Annotated in this window: 13 protein-coding genes; 11 read left to right on the top strand and 2 right to left on the bottom strand. The window is 64.2% G+C overall.

Features of this window, described 5'->3' with window-relative positions; genetic code table 11:
• Positions 1–132: 132 nt before the first annotated feature.
• Positions 133–1020 (bottom strand): LysR family transcriptional regulator, encoded by an 888-nt coding sequence (locus tag ACZIRK_RS08100; protein ID WP_130229749.1) that lies wholly within the window; start codon positions 1018–1020, stop codon positions 133–135.
• 130 nt (positions 1021–1150) lie between these two features.
• Between ACZIRK_RS08100 and ACZIRK_RS08095 the strand changes: the two genes are divergently transcribed.
• From ACZIRK_RS08095 to ACZIRK_RS08060, 8 genes are all read left to right on the top strand, one after another.
• Positions 1151–2125 (top strand): NAD(P)H-dependent flavin oxidoreductase, encoded by a 975-nt coding sequence (locus ACZIRK_RS08095; protein ID WP_130229748.1) that lies wholly within the window; start codon positions 1151–1153, stop codon positions 2123–2125.
• Between the two features lie 213 nt (positions 2126–2338).
• Entirely contained in the window at positions 2339–3520 is a 1182-nt protein-coding gene (locus ACZIRK_RS08090) for an ABC transporter substrate-binding protein (protein WP_130229747.1), read from the top strand.
• Positions 3521–3549: 29 nt separating this feature from the next.
• Entirely contained in the window at positions 3550–5076 is a 1527-nt protein-coding gene (locus ACZIRK_RS08085) for an acyl-CoA synthetase (protein ID WP_130229746.1), read from the top strand.
• Positions 5077–5209: 133 nt separating this feature from the next.
• Positions 5210–6070 carry a helix-turn-helix domain-containing protein gene (locus ACZIRK_RS08080; protein WP_165435557.1) on the top strand — a complete coding sequence of 287 codons (861 nt, stop codon included), beginning with the start codon at positions 5210–5212 and terminating at the stop codon, positions 6068–6070.
• A 108-nt stretch (positions 6071–6178) separates the two neighbouring features.
• A complete protein-coding gene (locus tag ACZIRK_RS08075; RefSeq protein ID WP_130229744.1) occupies positions 6179–7540 on the top strand; it encodes an FAD-binding oxidoreductase in 1362 nt (453 codons plus the stop codon).
• Positions 7541–7784: 244 nt separating this feature from the next.
• A complete protein-coding gene (locus tag ACZIRK_RS08070; RefSeq protein WP_130229743.1) occupies positions 7785–8870 on the top strand; it encodes a DUF2855 family protein in 1086 nt (361 codons plus the stop codon).
• Positions 8871–8962: 92 nt separating this feature from the next.
• A complete protein-coding gene (locus ACZIRK_RS08065; RefSeq protein ID WP_130229742.1) occupies positions 8963–10750 on the top strand; it encodes a flavin-containing monooxygenase in 1788 nt (595 codons plus the stop codon).
• A gap of 128 nt (positions 10751–10878) precedes the next feature.
• Positions 10879–11853, top strand: a complete 975-nt coding sequence (locus ACZIRK_RS08060; protein ID WP_130229741.1) for a peptidyl-alpha-hydroxyglycine alpha-amidating lyase family protein — start codon at positions 10879–10881, stop codon at positions 11851–11853.
• Positions 11854–12155: 302 nt separating this feature from the next.
• Here the strand turns inward: ACZIRK_RS08060 and ACZIRK_RS08055 are convergent, their stop codons facing one another.
• Positions 12156–13916, bottom strand: coding sequence for a chloride channel protein (locus ACZIRK_RS08055; RefSeq protein ID WP_028163792.1), 1761 nt, complete (start codon positions 13914–13916; stop codon positions 12156–12158).
• 190 nt (positions 13917–14106) lie between these two features.
• On the opposite strand from ACZIRK_RS08055, the gene ACZIRK_RS08050 reads away from it, so the two are divergent.
• The 3 genes from ACZIRK_RS08050 to ACZIRK_RS08040 all read left to right on the top strand — a co-directional run bounded on the left by ACZIRK_RS08050 (position 14107) and on the right by ACZIRK_RS08040 (position 17713).
• Positions 14107–14664 carry an HNH endonuclease gene (locus ACZIRK_RS08050; protein ID WP_028163793.1) on the top strand — a complete coding sequence of 186 codons (558 nt, stop codon included), beginning with the start codon at positions 14107–14109 and terminating at the stop codon, positions 14662–14664.
• Positions 14665–14706: 42 nt separating this feature from the next.
• Positions 14707–15321: a class I SAM-dependent methyltransferase gene (locus tag ACZIRK_RS08045; RefSeq protein WP_130231107.1), complete on the top strand. Its 615-nt coding sequence runs from the start codon at positions 14707–14709 to the stop codon at positions 15319–15321.
• Positions 15322–15733: 412 nt separating this feature from the next.
• A complete protein-coding gene (locus ACZIRK_RS08040; protein ID WP_130231105.1) occupies positions 15734–17713 on the top strand; it encodes a hypothetical protein in 1980 nt (659 codons plus the stop codon).
• Positions 17714–17802: the final 89 nt, after the last annotated feature.

Here is a 17802-nt window from a genome sequence, read left to right as displayed (position 1 = left end):
AAGCGCGGCGGGCGGCGAAAGTTCTCTGGACAGGCCCGTAGCCCGGGTGAAGCGCAGCGTAACCCGGGACCGATCGTCAATGTTGATGCAGATGTCCCGGGTTGCGCTGCGCTCCACCCGGGCTACGGGGCACTAGCCGCGCAGCCTGATGCGGTCTTCGCGGGCACAGGCGGTGACGAAGCTGGTCACGGCGCGGACGGCGGGCAGTTCGATCAGGTCGGGATGCGCGAGCAGCCAGAGGTCGGAGACGCTGCCGAGCTTCTGCGGCGCGACCCGCACCAGGTCCGGGCAGCTCTCGGCGACGAAGCAGGACAGCGCCGAGATGCCGAGCCCGGCGCGCGCGGCGGCCAGCATGTCGCCTTGCGACGAGCAGCGCATCACCACCGTTCCCTGCCGCGTAATGAAGTCGCTCCAGCGCGCCAGATGCGCGTTGGACGCCTGGTCGGCAAACCCGATCACGCTGTGACCCCGCCACTCCTCGCGCCGCTCCGGCAGCTTGCGCCGCGCGGCATAGTCGCGCGAGGCGTAGAACCCGGTGCCGAGCCGGCCTATTCTGCGCCCGATCAGGTTCTCCTCGCCGGCATCGACCGGCCGCAGCACCACATCGGCCTCGCGGCGGCGCACGCTCGCCGGAAACGGATGGGTGATGATCTCGAGCTGGATATGGTCGTGGTCGCGCAGGAACGGGCCCAGCCGCGGCATCAGCCAGTGCGCGGCCAAGGTCGCACCGATCGACAGCTTCACGACGCCGCGAGCCTGTTCGCCGGTTGCGGACGCCGCGGCCTCGGCGCGCAGCGCTGCGGCCGCCATGGCGTCGGCATGCTCGCGAAACTTGCGGCCCTGCGAAGTCAGCGACAACCCGTCATTGGAGCGCGCGAACAGGCGGGTGCCGAGCTGCTTCTCCAGCGCCGCGATCTTGCGGCCGATGGTCGGGTGGCTGGCGCGCAGGCGGCGTGCGGCGCCTGCGAAACTCCTGGTGTCCGCGACGGCGACGAAGGTCTTGCACAGGTCCCAATCCATCCGGCAGCCTCGCATAGCCTGTTCATTTCTGCTGAAACGACTGTTCAATATTGAACAGCGCCACCGCTTCGTCCAGCCCTATATTGACAGCGTCAAGATCAAGATGCCGCAGGCACCGGAGGACCCAGGAATGACGCTGCCCGCTTTTCTCGCCAATAGTCTCGAACTACCGGTGGTCGGCTCGCCGCTGTTCATCGTGTCAGGGCCCGATCTCGTGATCGCCCAGTGCAAGGCCGGTATCGTCGGCTCGTTTCCGGCGCTGAACGCCAGGCCGGCCGAGAAGCTCGACGAATGGCTGACGCAGATCGAGGACGAGCTCGGCGAGTACAAGGCGCGACATCCGGACAAGAAGGTCGCGCCTTACGCGGTGAACCAGATCTGCCATGCCTCCAACGACCGGCTGATGCGGGACATGGAAACCTGCGTGAAGCACAAGGTTCCTGTCATCATCACCTCGCTGCGGCCGCCGTCGGAAATCGTCGAGGCCGCGCATTCCTATGGCGGCGTGGTGTTTCACGACGTCATCAACGTCAAGCATGCACGGAAAGCCGCCGAGCAGGGCGTCGACGGCCTGATCCTGGTCTGCGCCGGCGCCGGCGGGCATGCCGGCACGCTGTCGCCGTTCGCGCTGGTGCGCGAAGTCAAGCAATGGTTCAAGGGCACCATCCTGCTGTCGGGCGCGATCTCCGACGGCTGGAGCATCGCCTCCGCGCTCGCGCTTGGCGCCGACCTCGCCTACATGGGCACTCGCTTCATCGCCACGCAGGAAGCCAATGCCGATCCGCGCTACAAGCAGGCGCTGACTGAACATGCCGCCCACGACATCGTCTATTCGAACCTGTTCACCGGCGTGCACGGCAACTACCTCGGACCGTCGATCGTGGCCGCCGGTCTCGATCCGAACAATCTGCCTGTTGCCGACAAGTCGACGATGAACTTCGGCTCCGGCGGCAACATGAAGGCCAAGGCGTGGCGCGACATCTGGGGTTCGGGCCAGGGCATCGGCCAGATCACGGATGCGCCGCCGGTCGCCGAACTGGTGGAGCGGCTCAAGACGGAATTCACCGAAGCAAGCAGCGACTTCCAGAGACGCGCGAGCGCATGAATTCACCTCGCCCCGCTCTTCGCGGGGAGAGGTCGAAATTCAAGCTGCGCTTGAATTTCGGGTGAGGGGCTGCCTCCGCGAATGTCTCTGTCATCGTATTCGCGGAGAGAGCTCCTCACCCCAACCCTCTCCCCGCAAGAGCGGGGCGAGGGAAAGGCGCGATCAAGCGCCCTCAATTCAGAATAAAAATCTTTAGTCATCGGGAGAGAGACCATGAAGCTGCGGCACGCATTGGCCGTTCTGTTTACCTTGGGCGCGATCGCAACGGCCTTCGCCGAGGACAAGGAAGACATCCGCATCGGGCAGACCCTGCCCTACAGCGGTCCGCTGTCCGGCTTCGGCATCATCGGGCGGACGCAGGAAGCCTTCTTTGCCAAGGTCAATGCCGAAGGCGGCATCAACGGCCGCAAGGTGAAGTTCATCACGATGGACGACGCCTACTCTCCGCCCAAGACGGTCGAGCAGACCCGCAAGCTGGTCGAGCAGGAAGAGGTGCAGATGATATTCGGTTCGCTCGGCACCGCGACCAACAGCGCCGTGCACCGCTACCTCAACGGCAAGAAGGTCCCGCAACTGTTCCTCTTGAGCGGCGCCACCAAATGGGCCGACCCGAAGAACTTTCCCTGGACCATGCCCGGCATGGCCGCCTACGAATCCGAGGGCGTCGTCTATGCCAAATATGTGTTGCAGGCCAAGCCCGACGCCAGGATCGCTATCCTCTCCCAGAACGACGATTTCGGCCGCGACTATGTCGCCGGCTTCAAGCGCGCGCTCGGACCAAAGGCCGCCAACATGATCGTCGCGGAGGCGAGCTACGAGACCAGCGCGCCGACAATCAGTTCGCAATTGGCGACATTGAAGGCCTCCGGCGCCAACGTGCTGTTCGCCGTGGTGCTTGGGAAATTCACCTCGCAGTCGATCAAGGGCGTGGCCGAGCTCGGCTGGAAGCCCGAACTGTTCTTCGTGCCGACCTCGGCCTCCTCGATCTCGTTCCTGGAGCCGGCGGGACTGGAGAATGCAGTCGGCCTGATCTCCTCGAGCAATCAAAAGGACACGATGGATGTGCAGTGGGCCGATGACGCAGGTGTGAAACAATATTTTGCGTTCATGAAGCAGTATCTGCCGAATGCCGATCTGAACAATTCGAACTACGCCGCCGGCTACCACTATGCGACACTTCTGATGGCCGCGCTCAGGGCATGCAAGGACGATTTCAGCCGCGACAACATCCTGCGCCAGGCGATGTCGCTGCGCGAGGTCAAGCTGCCGCTATTGTTGCCGGGAATGACCGTTACGACCGGTCCGGATGATTATCTGCCGTTCCAGCAGTTGCAGTTGCGGCGCTTCAACGGCAAAAGCTGGGTCGCTTTCGGCGAGATCCTGGACGACCGCTAGGCCTGTCGCGATAGATTGAGGGTGTGAGAATGATCATCAGCGGTGAACGCCGGATCGGCTATGGCGAGATCAACGAGCGCATCGGCCGCGCAGCATCCGGGTTGCGGGCGCTGGGCGTGCGCGATGGCCAGCCGGTCGCGATGATGTTGCGCAACGATTTTGCGCTGTTCGAGGCGGTGGCCGCCTCCGCCGCGCTCGGCAGCCCAATCGTACCGATCAACTGGCACCTGAAGGCCGACGAGGTCGCCTATATCCTCGCCGATAGCGGCGCGGACGTCCTGATCTGTCATGCCGACCTGTTGCCGCAGATCCACGATGGGTTGCCCGCCGGGCTCAAGCTGCTGGTGGTGGCGACGCCGCCCGAGATCGCCGCGGCCTACGGCATCACGCCTGAACTGACGCAGGTGCCTGACGGCCTGACCGACTGGGACCGCTGGCGCGACACCCATGCGCCCCTGACCGATGCCCCGATCGGCGCTTCGCCGATGTTCTACACCTCGGGCACCACGGGCCAGCCCAAGGGCGTGCGGCGCAAGCCGATGCCGCCCGAACTGCAGGCCGCGGCCGCCCGCGTCAGCGCGATCGCCTACGGCGTCAAGCCGAACGACAACCAGATCGTGCTGATGAACGGGCCGATGTATCATTCGGCGCCGCACAGCTACGGCATGCTGGCGTTCCGCTGCGGCTGCACCATCGTGCTCGAGCCGCGCTTCGATCCCGAGGATCTGCTGCAGCTTATCGAGCGCCACCGCGTCACCCACATGCACATGGTGCCGACGATGTTCGTGCGGCTGCTGCGGCTGCCGGAGGAAACGAGACGACGCTACGACGTCTCCTCGTTGCGCTTCATCATTCACGGCGCCGCGCCCTGTCCGCAGGATGTGAAGCGCGCGATGATCGACTGGTGGGGACTGGTGGTGAACGAGTATCTGGGCTCCACCGAGACCGGGATCCCGATCTGGCATTCGGCGACAGAGGCGCTGGCAAAGCCCGGCACCGTCGGCCGCGTGATCGAAGGCGGCATCGTCAAGATCTTCCGCCCCGACGGGACGGAATGCGACGTCAACGAGCCCGGCGAGATCTTCATGCGGCAGACGGCAATCCCGGATTTCGACTATCACGGCAATGCCAAGGCGCGCGCCGAGGCCGGGCGTGAAGGCCTCGTCAGCGTCGGCGACGTCGGCTATCTTGATGCGGACGGCTATCTGTTCCTGTGCGACCGCAAGCGCGACATGGTGATCTCGGGCGGCGTCAACATCTATCCCGCCGAGATCGAGAACGCGCTGATCGGCATGGAAGGCGTGCGCGACTGCGCGGTGTTCGGCGTCGCCGACGACGAATATGGCGAGCGGCTGTTCGCCTGCATCGAGCCCGAGCCGGGCGCGACGCTGTCGGTCGCCGCCGTGCAGGATTTTCTGCGCAGCAAACTTGCCAACTTCAAGGTGCCGAAGGACATCCAGTTCATGGACGCGCTGCCGCGCGAAGCCACCGGCAAGATCTTCAAGCGCAAGCTGCGCGATCTGCATCGCGAAGGCACGCTCCGCGCAGCCGTTTGATGCGGCCGAGGCAAATGCGCTCTCACGCCTTTTCACGTGTGCGTTAGGAACGGCTTCGCCGCCCTTTCGCAGCCTCCATCCGCGCCCAACCTAGCAACGTTGTTTCATGCGTTGCCAATGGAGCGCGATCGGCGTGACGAAGTTCGGTCAGGTGCGCTGGGCTCAGAAGGATGGCAGCCCGCCGACGACGTCCCAAGCGGACGGTCCGGCGGGCGAAAGCGGCGTGCGGGTGTTCCGGGCGCTGTTCGACGGCGGGGCGCATTTCAACGCCACACCGGATCAGCACCTCGTCTTCGTTCAGATGTCACCCCATCTGCAGCTCGATTGCCGAATAGCCGGACGGCAGCTTCGGCACGAGACGACCCACGGCGCGCTCGCGATCTGTCCGGCCGGCATTGACTCGTCCGCCGACGCCGACGGCACGGCCGATATGCTGCTGGTCGCGGTCAAGCCGACCCAGCTTGCGCTTGCGGCCGCGGAAGATTACGCGCTCGAAGCAGAGCTGCCGGAACGGCTGTCGGGGTACGACCAAACGCTTCAGCAGACGGCGCAGTCGCTGGCCGCGGAGAGTGCGCAAGGCTATCCCAATGGTCCGCTGTTCTGGAGCGAAGCCGCGAGCCGCTTCATCGGCCGCCTGGTGTCCAACTATACGTCGACGCCGCGACGCCCAGTTCGCGGCCGGCTCGGTCAACGCGCGCTGCAGCGGATCAGAGACTATGTGCTGATCAATCTTGCCGAGCCGATCGAGGTCGCCGATCTGGCCGCACTCGCCGGCCGCAGCTCGTTCCATTTCTCGCGCGTATTCACTCGATCGGTCGGCATGACGCCGTATCGCTACGTGGTCCATCTCCGCCTGCAGGCGGCGGCGCGGCATATGCGCGAAGGACGAATGGCTCTCGCTGAAATCGCTGTCGACACCGGGTTTGCAGATCAGAGCCATTTGTCGCGATGGGTCCGACGCGTGTACGGCGTCGCGCCCTCCGAGTTTACCTGAGCGAACCAGCAAAACCGCAGGAATCTTCACGAACGCAGGGCCCGCTTCTCCGTAAATCGGCAGACACGCCGAGCACTCCGCTCGCGCCGATCACAGGAGAGTGAAGCCATGTCTGCTACGATCGATGCCGCCGTTTGCGGCCTGAGCGAGGACTTGCCCGGGCTGGTGTCATTGCCCGGCGATGATCGCTATGCGGCGGCGACCAGTATCTGGGCCAAGCAGGTCGGCATCGCGCCCGGTGCGGTCGTGCATTGCCGAACCGCTGGGGATGTCCAGGATGCAATCCGGGCTGCGCGCGAGCGCGAGCTGCCACTGTCGGTCCGCGGCGGTGGCCACGACTGGGCGGGCCGCGCGCTCTGCGACGGCGCGGTGATCGACCTGTGCGGCATGCGCAGCGTCGCGCTGAGTGCCGACCGCCGCAGCGCCTCGATTGCGGGCGGCGCCCGCGCCGCCGATGTCATAGCTGTCACCGATCCACACGGGCTGGCGGTGGTGGCGGGATCGGTTTCGAGCGTCGGGATCGCCGGACTCACGCTCGGCGGCGGCTATGGTCCGCTGATCGGACGCTTCGGACTGGCGATCGACAACATGCTCGCCGCCGAGATCGTGCTGGCCGACGGCCGCATCGTGCATGCCGACAGCGAGAGCAACGCCGATCTGTTCTGGGCGCTGTGTGGCGGCGGCGGCAATTTCGGCGTGGTGACGGCGATGCGTCATCGCGTCCATGAACTGCCGAGCGTCCATTCCGGCATGCTCGTCTATCCCTTTTCCGAGGCCCGCGCGGTGCTCGAACGATGCGGCGCATTGATGGCGTCGGCGCCGGATGAGTTGACGGTGCAGCACACGCTCATGGTCGGTCCAAGCGGCGCGATCGTGGTCCTGGTCATTCCAACCTGGAGCGGCCGGCCCGAACAAGGTGAAGCAGGGCTTCAGCCGTTCGCGCGGTTGGGAACGCTGCTTGCGGGCGGAATCGAGCGGCAATCCTACGCAGCCCTGCTCGGCATGTTCGATCCCTACATCGCGAGCGGATTGCAGACCGTGATGGACAGTTGCTGGCTGCCGGCGCTCGACCGCGACGCCATCGACGTGTTCATCCACGCGATGGAAAACGCGGTCTCGCCGGGATGTGCGATCATTACCCACGAATTCCGCGGCGCGGCGTCCCGCGTCGCGGAGGCTGCGACGGCGTTCGGACTGCGTCGCGATCACCTGCTGGTCGAAATCCTGGCAAGCTTTCCGGATCGCTCCAACGCCAGCGACTGGCCGCGGCACCTGCACTGGACGCGCTCAACGCGCGAGCGCTTCGCCTCAGCGCTACCCGGCGGTTATCCGAACTTTCTCGGCAAGGATGAACTCGATCGCGCGAGACAGAGCTACGGCGGCAATGCCGGGCGGCTGATGGAGATCAAGCATCGCTACGATCCCGACAACGTCTTCTCTTCTGCCATTCCGCTGCCGCGTTCCGCTTAACGTTGAGGACGCGCATGCTGATTCATGTCGTTAGCACTGCTGTCGCGTTCATGCTGACGGCGTTCAGGGCAAAAAAGGTGGCCCCGTGTCTTCCTCGGGTCCACAATTTCAAACGGCTTGTCAGGCCGGCGTCCGCTTCATCGCAGCCGCCGGAAGCGAACAGCGTTTTAAACTATGTTGCCGTTGCAAAACGTCCATCGCCCGACGCAAAGATGGCGGCACGTCACGAGCCGGAGCCGCCGCCATGACATCGACCGACTTCGTCGTCGCCCGCAACGATCTCAAGCAATGCAAGTTCATCGAGCAGACGGTGCCCGATGCCGCCGTGCTTCCAAGCGAGACATTGCTGGTCAAGGTGACGCGCTTTGCGCTGACCGCCAACAACATCACCTATGCGGTGCTCGGCGACGAGCTGAAATACTGGCAGCTCTTTCCTGCACCGGATGGGTTCGGCAACATTCCGGTGTGGGGATTTGGCGAGGTCATCGCCTCCCGCCATCCGAACGTTGCCGAGGGTGAACGGTTGTTCGGGTATTTCCCGATGGCGACGCACCTTGTGATCGAGGCCGCCGAAGTCAGCAAGCGCGGCCTGCGCGACGGCGCCGCACATCGGCAGGGCGTGGCGCCGGTCTACAATGCCTATGCACGTGTGAGCGGCAATCCGGCCTTTGCCGGACGGCAGGGCGACTACCAGGCCTTGCTGCGGCCATTGTTCATGCTGTCGTTCCTGGTCGACGACTTCCTCGCCGAGAACGGGTTTTTCGGCGCGGAAAGCGTGATGCTCTCCTCCGCCTCCAGCAAGACCGCCTTCGGGCTCGCGCATCTCTTGCACTCCAGAGGCATCAAGGTGATCGGCCTGACGTCGGGGGCAAATACCAACTTCGTGACATTGCTCGGCTGCTACGACGAGGTCATCACCTATGATCGCGTCGCGTCGCTGGCTGCCGATCGGCCGGCGGCGTTCGTCGACATGGCCGGCAACAGCGGCTTGTGCGAGGTGCTGCACCGGCACTTCGGCGCGCAGATGAAATATTCCGGGCGCGTCGGACTGACGCATCGACTCTCCTCCGAGAGCGAGCCGGAGTTGCCGGGCGCCAAGCCGAGCTGGTTCTCGGCGCCCGAGCAGATCCGTAGACGTGCCAAGGAGTGGGGACCGGGCGGAATCGAGGCGCGCCTGGGCCCCGCATGGGCCGGCTTCGCGCCGAAGCTTGAGCAATGGCTCAAGGTGAGCGAAGGCCGTGGTCCCGCAGCGGTGCAAGCAGCCTATCTCGACACCCTGAGCGGCCGCGTGCCGCCGGAACTGGGGCTTATTCTCTCGCTCTGGGAATAGCCGACATCCCGTCACGACCTTTCTGCGGCCTCCCGAATAGGTATAGGCTGCAAGGGAACACGCCGCGGAGACGGCCGTGATGGGAAACGCTCATGCTCGACAAGACCGACGACATCTCGGTGGCCGCCGACACTTGGCTCGCGCGATTCGAGGACGCACTTCGCAAGCCCGGCGACGGCGCGCTCAATTTCCTTTTTCTCCCCGATAGTTTCTGGCGCGATATACTGGCGCTGAGCTGGAACATCCAGACCATCGACGGCGCGGACGCCATCATTGCCGAGTTGAAGCGGCATGCGGGCCGCGCGGCACCACGCCGCCTTGTGATCGATCCCGACCGCCGCGCCCCGCGCAAGGTGATGCGGGCCGGCACCAATGCGATCGAGGCGATGTTCAAGTTCGAGACCGCTGATGGCCGCGGCAGCGGCATCGTCCGCCTGATCCCTGACCCTACCGACGGCAACGCGCTCAAGGCCTGGACGCTGCTGACCGAGCTCGGCGAGCTCAAGGGCTTTGAGGAGCAGCTCGGCGTCAACCGCCCCCGTGGCAACGCCTATTCGCGTGACTTCCGCGGGCCGAACTGGCTCGACCTCCGCAAGGCGTCGACCGACTATGCCGACCGCGATCCGACCGTGCTCGTGGTCGGCGGCGGCCAGAGCGGGCTTTGCATCGCGGCACGGCTGAAGCAGTTGCAGGTGGATACGCTGATCGTCGACCGCGAGGAGCGCATCGGCGACAATTGGCGCAAGCGCTATCACGCGCTGACCTTGCACAACCAGGTGCAGGTCAACCACCTGCCCTATATGCACTTTCCGCCGAACTGGCCGACCTATATCCCGAAGGACAAGCTTGCCAACTGGTTCGAAGCCTATGTCGACGCCATGGAGCTGAACTTCTGGACCAGCACCGAGTTCGAGGGCGGGCACTACGACGCGAACGAAGGCCGCTGGACGGTGACGCTGCGCGGCGCCGATGGCTCGAAACGCCAGATGCATCCGCGCCATGTGGTGCTGGCCACCGGTGTCAGCGGGATTCCGAGCGTGCCTGATATCCCCGGCCTGAAGGATTTTTCCGGTAAGGTCCTGCATTCCAGCGGCTATGACGACGGCGAGAACTGGAAGGGCAGGCGCGCCATCGTCATCGGCACCGGCAACAGTGGCCACGACATCGCCCAGGACCTCTATTCCAGCGGCGCCGACGTGACGCTGGTGCAGCGCAGCCCGACGCTGGTGGTCAGCATCGAGCCGTCGGCGCAGCTCGTCTACGCGCCCTACAATGAGGGAACGCTCGACGACAACGACCTGATCGCGATGTCGATGCCGCTCAAGCTGGGGCGCAAGAGCCACGCGATGGTGACCGAGAAATCGAAAGCGCTCGACAAGGACCTGCTCGAGGGCCTTAAGCGCGTCGGCTTCAAGCTCGACTACGGCGAGGACAACACCGGCTGGCAGTTCAAATATCTCACCCGCGGCGGCGGCTATTATTTCAACGTCGGCTGCTCCGATCTGATCGTCAAAGGCGAGATCGCGCTGAAGCAGTTTGCCGATATCGAGACGTTCGTTGCCGCCGGCGCCAGGATGAAGAACGGCGAACTCCTCCCCGCCGACCTCGTGGTGCTCGCGACCGGCTACAAGCGCCAGGAGGAACTGGTGAAGAAGCTGTTCGGCGCCGACGTCGCCGACCGCGTCGGTACGATCTGGGGCTTTGGCGAGGAGCAGGAGCTCCGCAACATGTACACCCGCACGCACCAGGCGGGCCTCTGGCTGATCGCCGGCGGACTGGCGCAATGCCGGATCGGCTCGAAGCATCTGGCGCTGCAGATCAAGGCGATCGAGGAAGGCCTGCTGCCGCGCGACGTCGGGCCGCGGGCGATGTTTGCGTAGTTTACACCGTCATTCCGGGGCGCGCGAAGCGCGAGCCCGGAATCCATAACCACCATCATGAGTATGGATTCCGGGCCTGCGCCTTGCGGCGCATCCCGGAATGAAAACGACCTTGGGGAGGAAAACACATGTCGACCATCCTCGGCTCCGGCGAGCATCGCTACCGCGTGGTGCAGAACTGGGCCAAGCTGCCCGACGGCTGGCAGCTCACCGACGTCGCCTCCGTCGCGGTCGACAGCAAGGACCGCATCTACGTCTTCAATCGCGGCGAGCATCCGATGATCGTGTTCGACCGCGAGGGCAATTTCCTGCGGAGCTGGGGCGAAGGCCTGTTCTCCCGCGCCCACGGCCTGCACATCGACGCCGATGACAATCTCTATTGCACCGATGACGGCGACCACACTGTGCGCAAATGCGCGAGCGAGGGCAAGGTGCTGCTCACGATCGGCATCCCAGCTAAGCCCGCGCCGTTCATGAGCGGAGAGCCGTTCAACCGCTGCACCCACACCGCGCTATCGCCAAAGGGCGAGATCTATGTCTCAGACGGCTACGGCAACGCCCGTGTCCACAAATTCACGCCCGACGGCAAGCTGATGCGGAGCTGGGGCGCGCCCGGCACCGATGCCGGACACTTCAACATCGTTCACAACATCGCGACCGATGCCGACGGCTTTGTCTATGTCGCCGACCGCGAGAACCATCGTGTGCAGGTGTTCGACGGCAACGGCAAATACGAGACGCAGTGGAACAATCTGCACCGTCCCTGCGCGCTCTGCTGTTCTGGCGGCAAGCAACCCAATTTCGTGATCGGCGAACTCGGTCCCGGCATGGCTGTCAACCGCAAGGTACCTAATCTTGGACCCCGGCTGACCATCGTCGATGCCAAGGGCAATCGCATCGCGCGGCTCGGCGGCGAAACCGGCCCGGGCGTGGAGACCGGCAAATTCCTGGCGCCGCACGGCATCGCGCTCGACTCCAAAGGCGACATCTATGTCGGCGAGGTCGGCGTCACCGACTGGAGGACCAGCTTTCCCGAGACCGAGATGCCGGCCGAGGTAAGGGTGGCGCGCTGCCTGCAGAAGCTGGAGAAGATCGTAACGTAGCTAGAGTTTGATGAGCTAAGGTTGAACTGTATCCGCCGTGGGTGCTGCCTCTTTTCACCTCTCCCATAGGGAGAGGTCGGCGCGCAGCGCCGGGTGAGGGGATCTGCTCTATCGAGGGACCGCAACCCCTCACCCGCGCCTCCGGCGCGACCTCTCCCTTCGGGAGAGGTGAACTTGCGGCTAAGCCGATTCAACCAAATGACATCGCGCTCTTGAGCATGATCCGGAAAGTTGGGAACCGGTTTCCCTCGCGACAAACGCGAAGCGTTTGCGCGGAGATCATGCTAAACAAAGAGCCGCGATCAAATATCGCCGATCACCTCGCGCCGGCGCTGCTCGGATTCCTCGGCATAACGCCGCATCGCGTGCGCCTCGTTGAGGACGCCGATCGGACAGCGTTCCGCACCCTCCTCGACCACGGCGAGCGATTCCGCTTCGGCTGCATCGAACACCGCAATCGCCTCCTGGATGTTCATGGACGGATGCAGCACCACGTCGCTGTGGCGCAGGATGCCGAGGAGGCCGTTGTGCATATCGATATCGGGCGCATGCGCGTCCGCGATCAATGCCAACCCGGCGTAACGCCCCTCGCCATCGACCGCGACCACCTGGGTTTTGGAGCCGAGCGGGAACTGCTTGCGGAACTGCGCTATTGGCACGTCCGCATTCACGGTCGTCATGTCCCGGCGCATCAATTTGTCCACCGTGAGATCGCGGATCCAGCCGACATCGGCGGCGCTGCGGATGGTCTCGCCGCGCAGATGCAAGCGCCAAGTCGCAAATGAATAGCCGAACAGTTCCCGCGTGATCATCGTGGAGATGATGACGGAGACCAGCACCGCCGTGGTGAGCCAGAGATTGCCGGTCGATTCCAGCGCGATGAAGGACATCGTCAGCGGTCCGCCGATGACCGACGCCGACAACGCGCTCATGCAGATCACCGCATAGACGTCCGGATCGAGTTGGAGGCCCGGCCACAACATGTCGCAACCGGCGGCGAACAGCCGGCCGCCCAGTGCGCCCATGAACAGCGTGGCGAAGAACAGGCCGCCGCGAAATCCGCTGCCGAGCGAGACGATCGAGGCCATCGCTTTCAGGAACAGCACGCCGGCCATGAAGGCGAACGGTATCGACACTATGCCGCCGAGATGCAGCGCGCCATGACCCGAGGACATCACCTGAGGCGTCAGCAGCGCCATCAGTCCGACCGCGAAGCCGCCAAGGGCCGTACGCAATGGCGGCCAGAGCCCTGTCTTTCCGAGCAGCGTCTCGCACAGCGTGACGCCGCGCATGATGGCGATGCCGAACAGCGCCGCCAGCACGCCGAGCAGCGCGGCGATGGCGAGGTCGCGCCCCAGCACATCGCCGGCGGCATCGACGCCGACCCCCAGCGTCAGCACGCTGAAGGAATGGGCGACAAAATAGCCGGCGACCGCGGCGACCCCGACCGGCGCCAGGCTCGCGGGCGTATAGCCGCCGATCACAAGTTCGAAAGCATAGAAGGCGCCGGCCAGCGGCGCGCCGAAGGCGCCGGCGATCGCCGCCGCCGCTCCGCATCCAACCATGATGCGCTGGTCGATGCGGCGCAGGTGGAAGGCGCGGCCGACCGAAGCTGCGATGCCGCTGGAGAGCTGCGTATAACCCGCCTCGAGCCCGACCGAGGCGCCGACGCCGGAGGACCAGATCGTCTGCAGGGCGACGATCACGCTGCCGCGGAACGACATCCGCCCGCCGTAAAGGGCATTGGCCTCGATCGGATCGATCTCGCGCTTCGGCCGCCAGCGCGCCAGCGCGAGAAAGGCCAGGCCCAGCAGCAGCCCACCCAGGCTCGGAACCAGCACGGCGCGCAGCGGATCGAGGCTGATCTGGCTGGACAGCCGCTCGCCGAACGGCAGATCGAACAGGGCGACATGCAGGACCGACACCGCGCCACTCATGGCCGCCACCACCAGCCCGCCAATGGTTCCGGTCAGTGCCGCCAGGACCACCAGGCTCGTTTCATGCGCGCGGACGAAGGCGCGCAGCCGGCGTGGAGCCTCGAGATAGCGGGACTTGGTGAGCATTGCAGAGGCCGCCGACGCAGGAGGTATCTGCGGCCTCGTTTACGGGCCTTGCAAGCGGGTGGCAATCACGGCGGGATCATGGCAGCGTGGAATACGATAAACGGCTCAACGCTCTTCACAATCCCGTCACGCTGCATGTAGTATGTCAGCACATGCTGCTTCGCAGCGATATGGAGGCCGGGAGCGTTACTTGAACGCACATGTCTCGCAAGGCGGTTGGCCGGTACTGGTCCTGAACGCGGACTTTCGGCCGCTGAGTTATTATCCCCTGTCGCTATGGTCGTGGCAGGACGCGATCAAGGCAGTCTTCCTCGATCGCGTAAATATCGTCGAGTATTACGACCGGGCCGTCCGGAGCCCCTCCTTCGAAATCCAGCTCCCCAGCGTCGTCTCGCTGAAATCCTTCGTCAAGCCGACCACGCATCCGGCCTTCACGCGTTTCAACGTTTTCCTGCGCGATCGTTTCGCCTGCCAATACTGCAATTCGCCTGACGATCTCACCTTCGATCACATCATCCCGCGCAGCAAAGGCGGCCAGACGACTTGGGAGAATGTGGTCGCGGCCTGCTCGCCCTGTAACCTCAGGAAGGGCAACCTGACGACGCAGCAGGCCAAGATGTTTCCGAAGCAGACGCCGTTCGCGCCGACCGTGCATCAGCTCCACCGCAACGGCCGCCTGTTCCCGCCAAACTATCTGCACGATAGCTGGCTCGACTACCTGTACTGGGACACCGAGCTGGATCCGTAAAGGGTGCGGCCGTATTTGTGTGCTGAGTCCCACTGCCTGTGTATGAGTGACCTCGCCAGCCAGATTATCCCTCACTACGAAAAGCACGCAGCAGCGTGGGACCGAGACCGTCGGAACGCCTATTGGAACGACAAGGTCTGGCACGACCGTTTCATCGGCCGACTAGCCAAGGACGCCACGGTGCTTGATCTCGGCTGCGGTCCAGGGCAACCGGTTGCGCAGCAGATGATTGAACGAGGACTGCGCGTGACCGGCGTCGACTCCTCACCGACGATGATCTTGTTCTGCCGTGATCGCCTGCCCGATCAAGAATGGATTGTTGCGGATATGCGGCGACTGTCGCTCGGTCGGCGGTTCGACGGCATTCTCGCGTGGGACAGCTTCTTTCATCTTAATCACGACGACCAGCGAAGAATGTTTGCGGTTTTTGCCGACCACGCCTCTGTCGGAACGATATTGATGTTCAATACCGGACCGCAGCACTGTGAGAGCGTCGGCGAATACAGGGGCGATCCGCTGTATCACGCGAGCCTATCACCTGCCGAATACGAGATGTTTACCGCGCGCTTTGGGTTCGGCGTGCTGGAACACGCGACGAACGATGCGCAGGCAGGCGGACGAACGGTGTACCTCTGTCAACGGAATGACTTCGGGTGATGTCGCCTGCTGGGCCCCTGAGCTGAACCGCGCTTCCGCTTTCATCATGTCGGCTGTCCGAACCAGGGCGGATGTCGCCGTGCGCCTGCCCTGACCGCCGCTTCTGAACACAAAGGGACATCCCGCATTGGTCAGCATCACTGACCTCTGCGTGGCGGCGCGGCAACAACCACTTCACAAAATCGCGCCGTGCCGGTTTTCGCCATATCTACGGCGTTTCGCCTGACAATCGTGGTTCTCGGTTATTCGCATGCTCGGCTTCTACTTTGAGAACTACGCCGGCTGGAGTGGCAACTGACCTCAGCCGGGACAGTGACGGCGCGTGAAGGTAGCGGCGGCTGAGCCATGGACGTCCGAGTGGGGATCGGCAGGACCGAATGCGGTTTCGGCTTCCTCCAGAAAGGTTGTCAAAATGCATCTCGCCAGCCGGTTTGCTGCTGCAACAGCCGCGTTCATTTTCGCAACAGTTGGATCGCCAGCCCACGCGGCGTCGGGCCCGTGCGGGGAGATGGCCGGGATATCGGTCTTGCCCTCGCCGTTCGCTCCTTGGAAGGGGGCGCCGCTGCGCGTCATAATCGTCAGCGAAAAGCCGCTCGAGGGTGTGATGTCGCTGGTCGCGCCCGATGGAAGCGTCGCGGCCAAATCGTCTGATCGGCACGGCGGTGCGCCATACTCCTGGTTTGCCGAGGTCGCCGCGCCGGCCGCGGGGACGTGGCACGCCACGCTCGCGCTCGACCACCCGACGGCGGATTGCGGCACGATCACACACGATATCTCCGTGAGCGCGCGCAAGCCGGACCCTGTGGCTATTCCCGCCGGCCGCTTCTGGAAGGTGCGCAACAGCTGGAATCACGAGACGGAAGCCTTGTTCTCGGCGTGGATCGAGAAACTGTTCGACGCGCCGCCCGATCAGGATCTGTCCTGGAAAGCCTGGCATGAAGTCCTGCGCGACCGGTCACGCAACTTCCTGTTCAACTATCTTGGTCGTGGCGAAGACAACGTGAAGACCGGCCTTCGCCCCGACTGCGCCGACTTCGTGTACTTCCTGCGCGCCTATTTTGCCTACAAGGTCGGGCTGCCGTTCGGCTATTCCAACTGCTCACGCGGCACCGGCGGCAGGGCGCCCAAATGCTACCAGTGGTTCGACATGGAGCATCCGGAGATGACACGTCCGCCGGCGCCGCCCGAACAGGAGATCGCGCCGGCGACGATCGCCGACGCCACGCTGCCTGGGCAAACGCCGAGGATCCTGAACATGTTCGGCGGCGCCCCGTCGGCCCAGACACCAGTTCCCGTTGCGGCTCCGCCGAAGCCGCAGCCAAAGCCGCCGACGACGTTCAGTGAATATCTGCGGGATGTCGGCGACGTCGTGCATACGGGCGCAGTGCGGGTCGCCGCGAGCGACGAAAACACCGATTTCTACACCGTTCCGCTGGCACAAGAGACGCTCCGCCCGGGCACGGTGTACGCCGATCCCTATGGACACGTGTTGATGCTCGTTCATCGCGTGCCGGAGATGGACGGCAAGCCGGGCGTCTTCCTCGCCGTCGATGCCGAGCCGGACGGGTCGATCACGCGAAAGCGCTTCTGGCGTGGCAATTTCCTGTTCGTGCACGATCCCGCGCTCGGCAGCCCGGGTTTCAAGCACTTCCGGCCGATCGCGCGCGACAAAGGCGGTTCGTTGCGGCGGTTGGCCAACGCCGAAATTACCAGCAATCCGCAGTACGCCGATTTTTCGCTCGATCAGTCAAAGATGAGTGCCGAGGACTTTTACGATCGCATGGATGACGTGATGTCGCCCGAGCCGCTCGATCCCGTGAAAGCGATGACGGACGCGATCGCGAGTTTGAACGAGCAGGTGAAGACGCGTGTGACCTCGGTCGAAAACGGACGAAAATATCAGGAGAAGCAGGCTGGCGACGTGGCCATGCCCAACGGCCCCTCGATCTTCGAGACGTCAGGAGCCTGGGAGGATTACTCCACGCCGGCGCGCGATTTCCGCCTGTTGATCGCGATGGACGTCGTGCGGGGCTATCCTGATCGCGTCGTGCGGCGGGGGGCGCGCTACGCGATGCCGAACGGCAGGGACATCGCGGATGTGAAGAACGAGCTGCAAGGGGTGCTAGCGTCCGAACTCGCCTCGCGAAAAATATCCTACACCCGCAGCGACGGCTCGCAGTGGACGCTGTCGCTCAAGGAGGTCCTCGATCGGGCCCCGAGCTTCGAGATGGCCTATAACCCGAACGACTGCGTCGAGGTGAGGTGGGGCGCGCCTGACAACAGCGAGGAGGCTTCCACGTGCAAGCGGCATGCGCCGCAGGCACAGCGCGCAAAGATGTCGTCGGAATATCGCAACTGGTTCCGCGAGCGGCACTGGCCGACGCACACCTGAATCGCGGTACAGGGCATATCAGGGCCAACCGCTCTCGTGGCGCAAGCAGAACGCACGACCCGCGCTTGTATCCCTACACCGAAGAAGGT

This window comes from Bradyrhizobium sp. Leo114 (genome assembly GCF_055229415.2).
The sequence above is the reverse complement of the archived record's forward strand: the minus strand, read 5'-3'. Positions and strand labels throughout refer to the sequence as shown.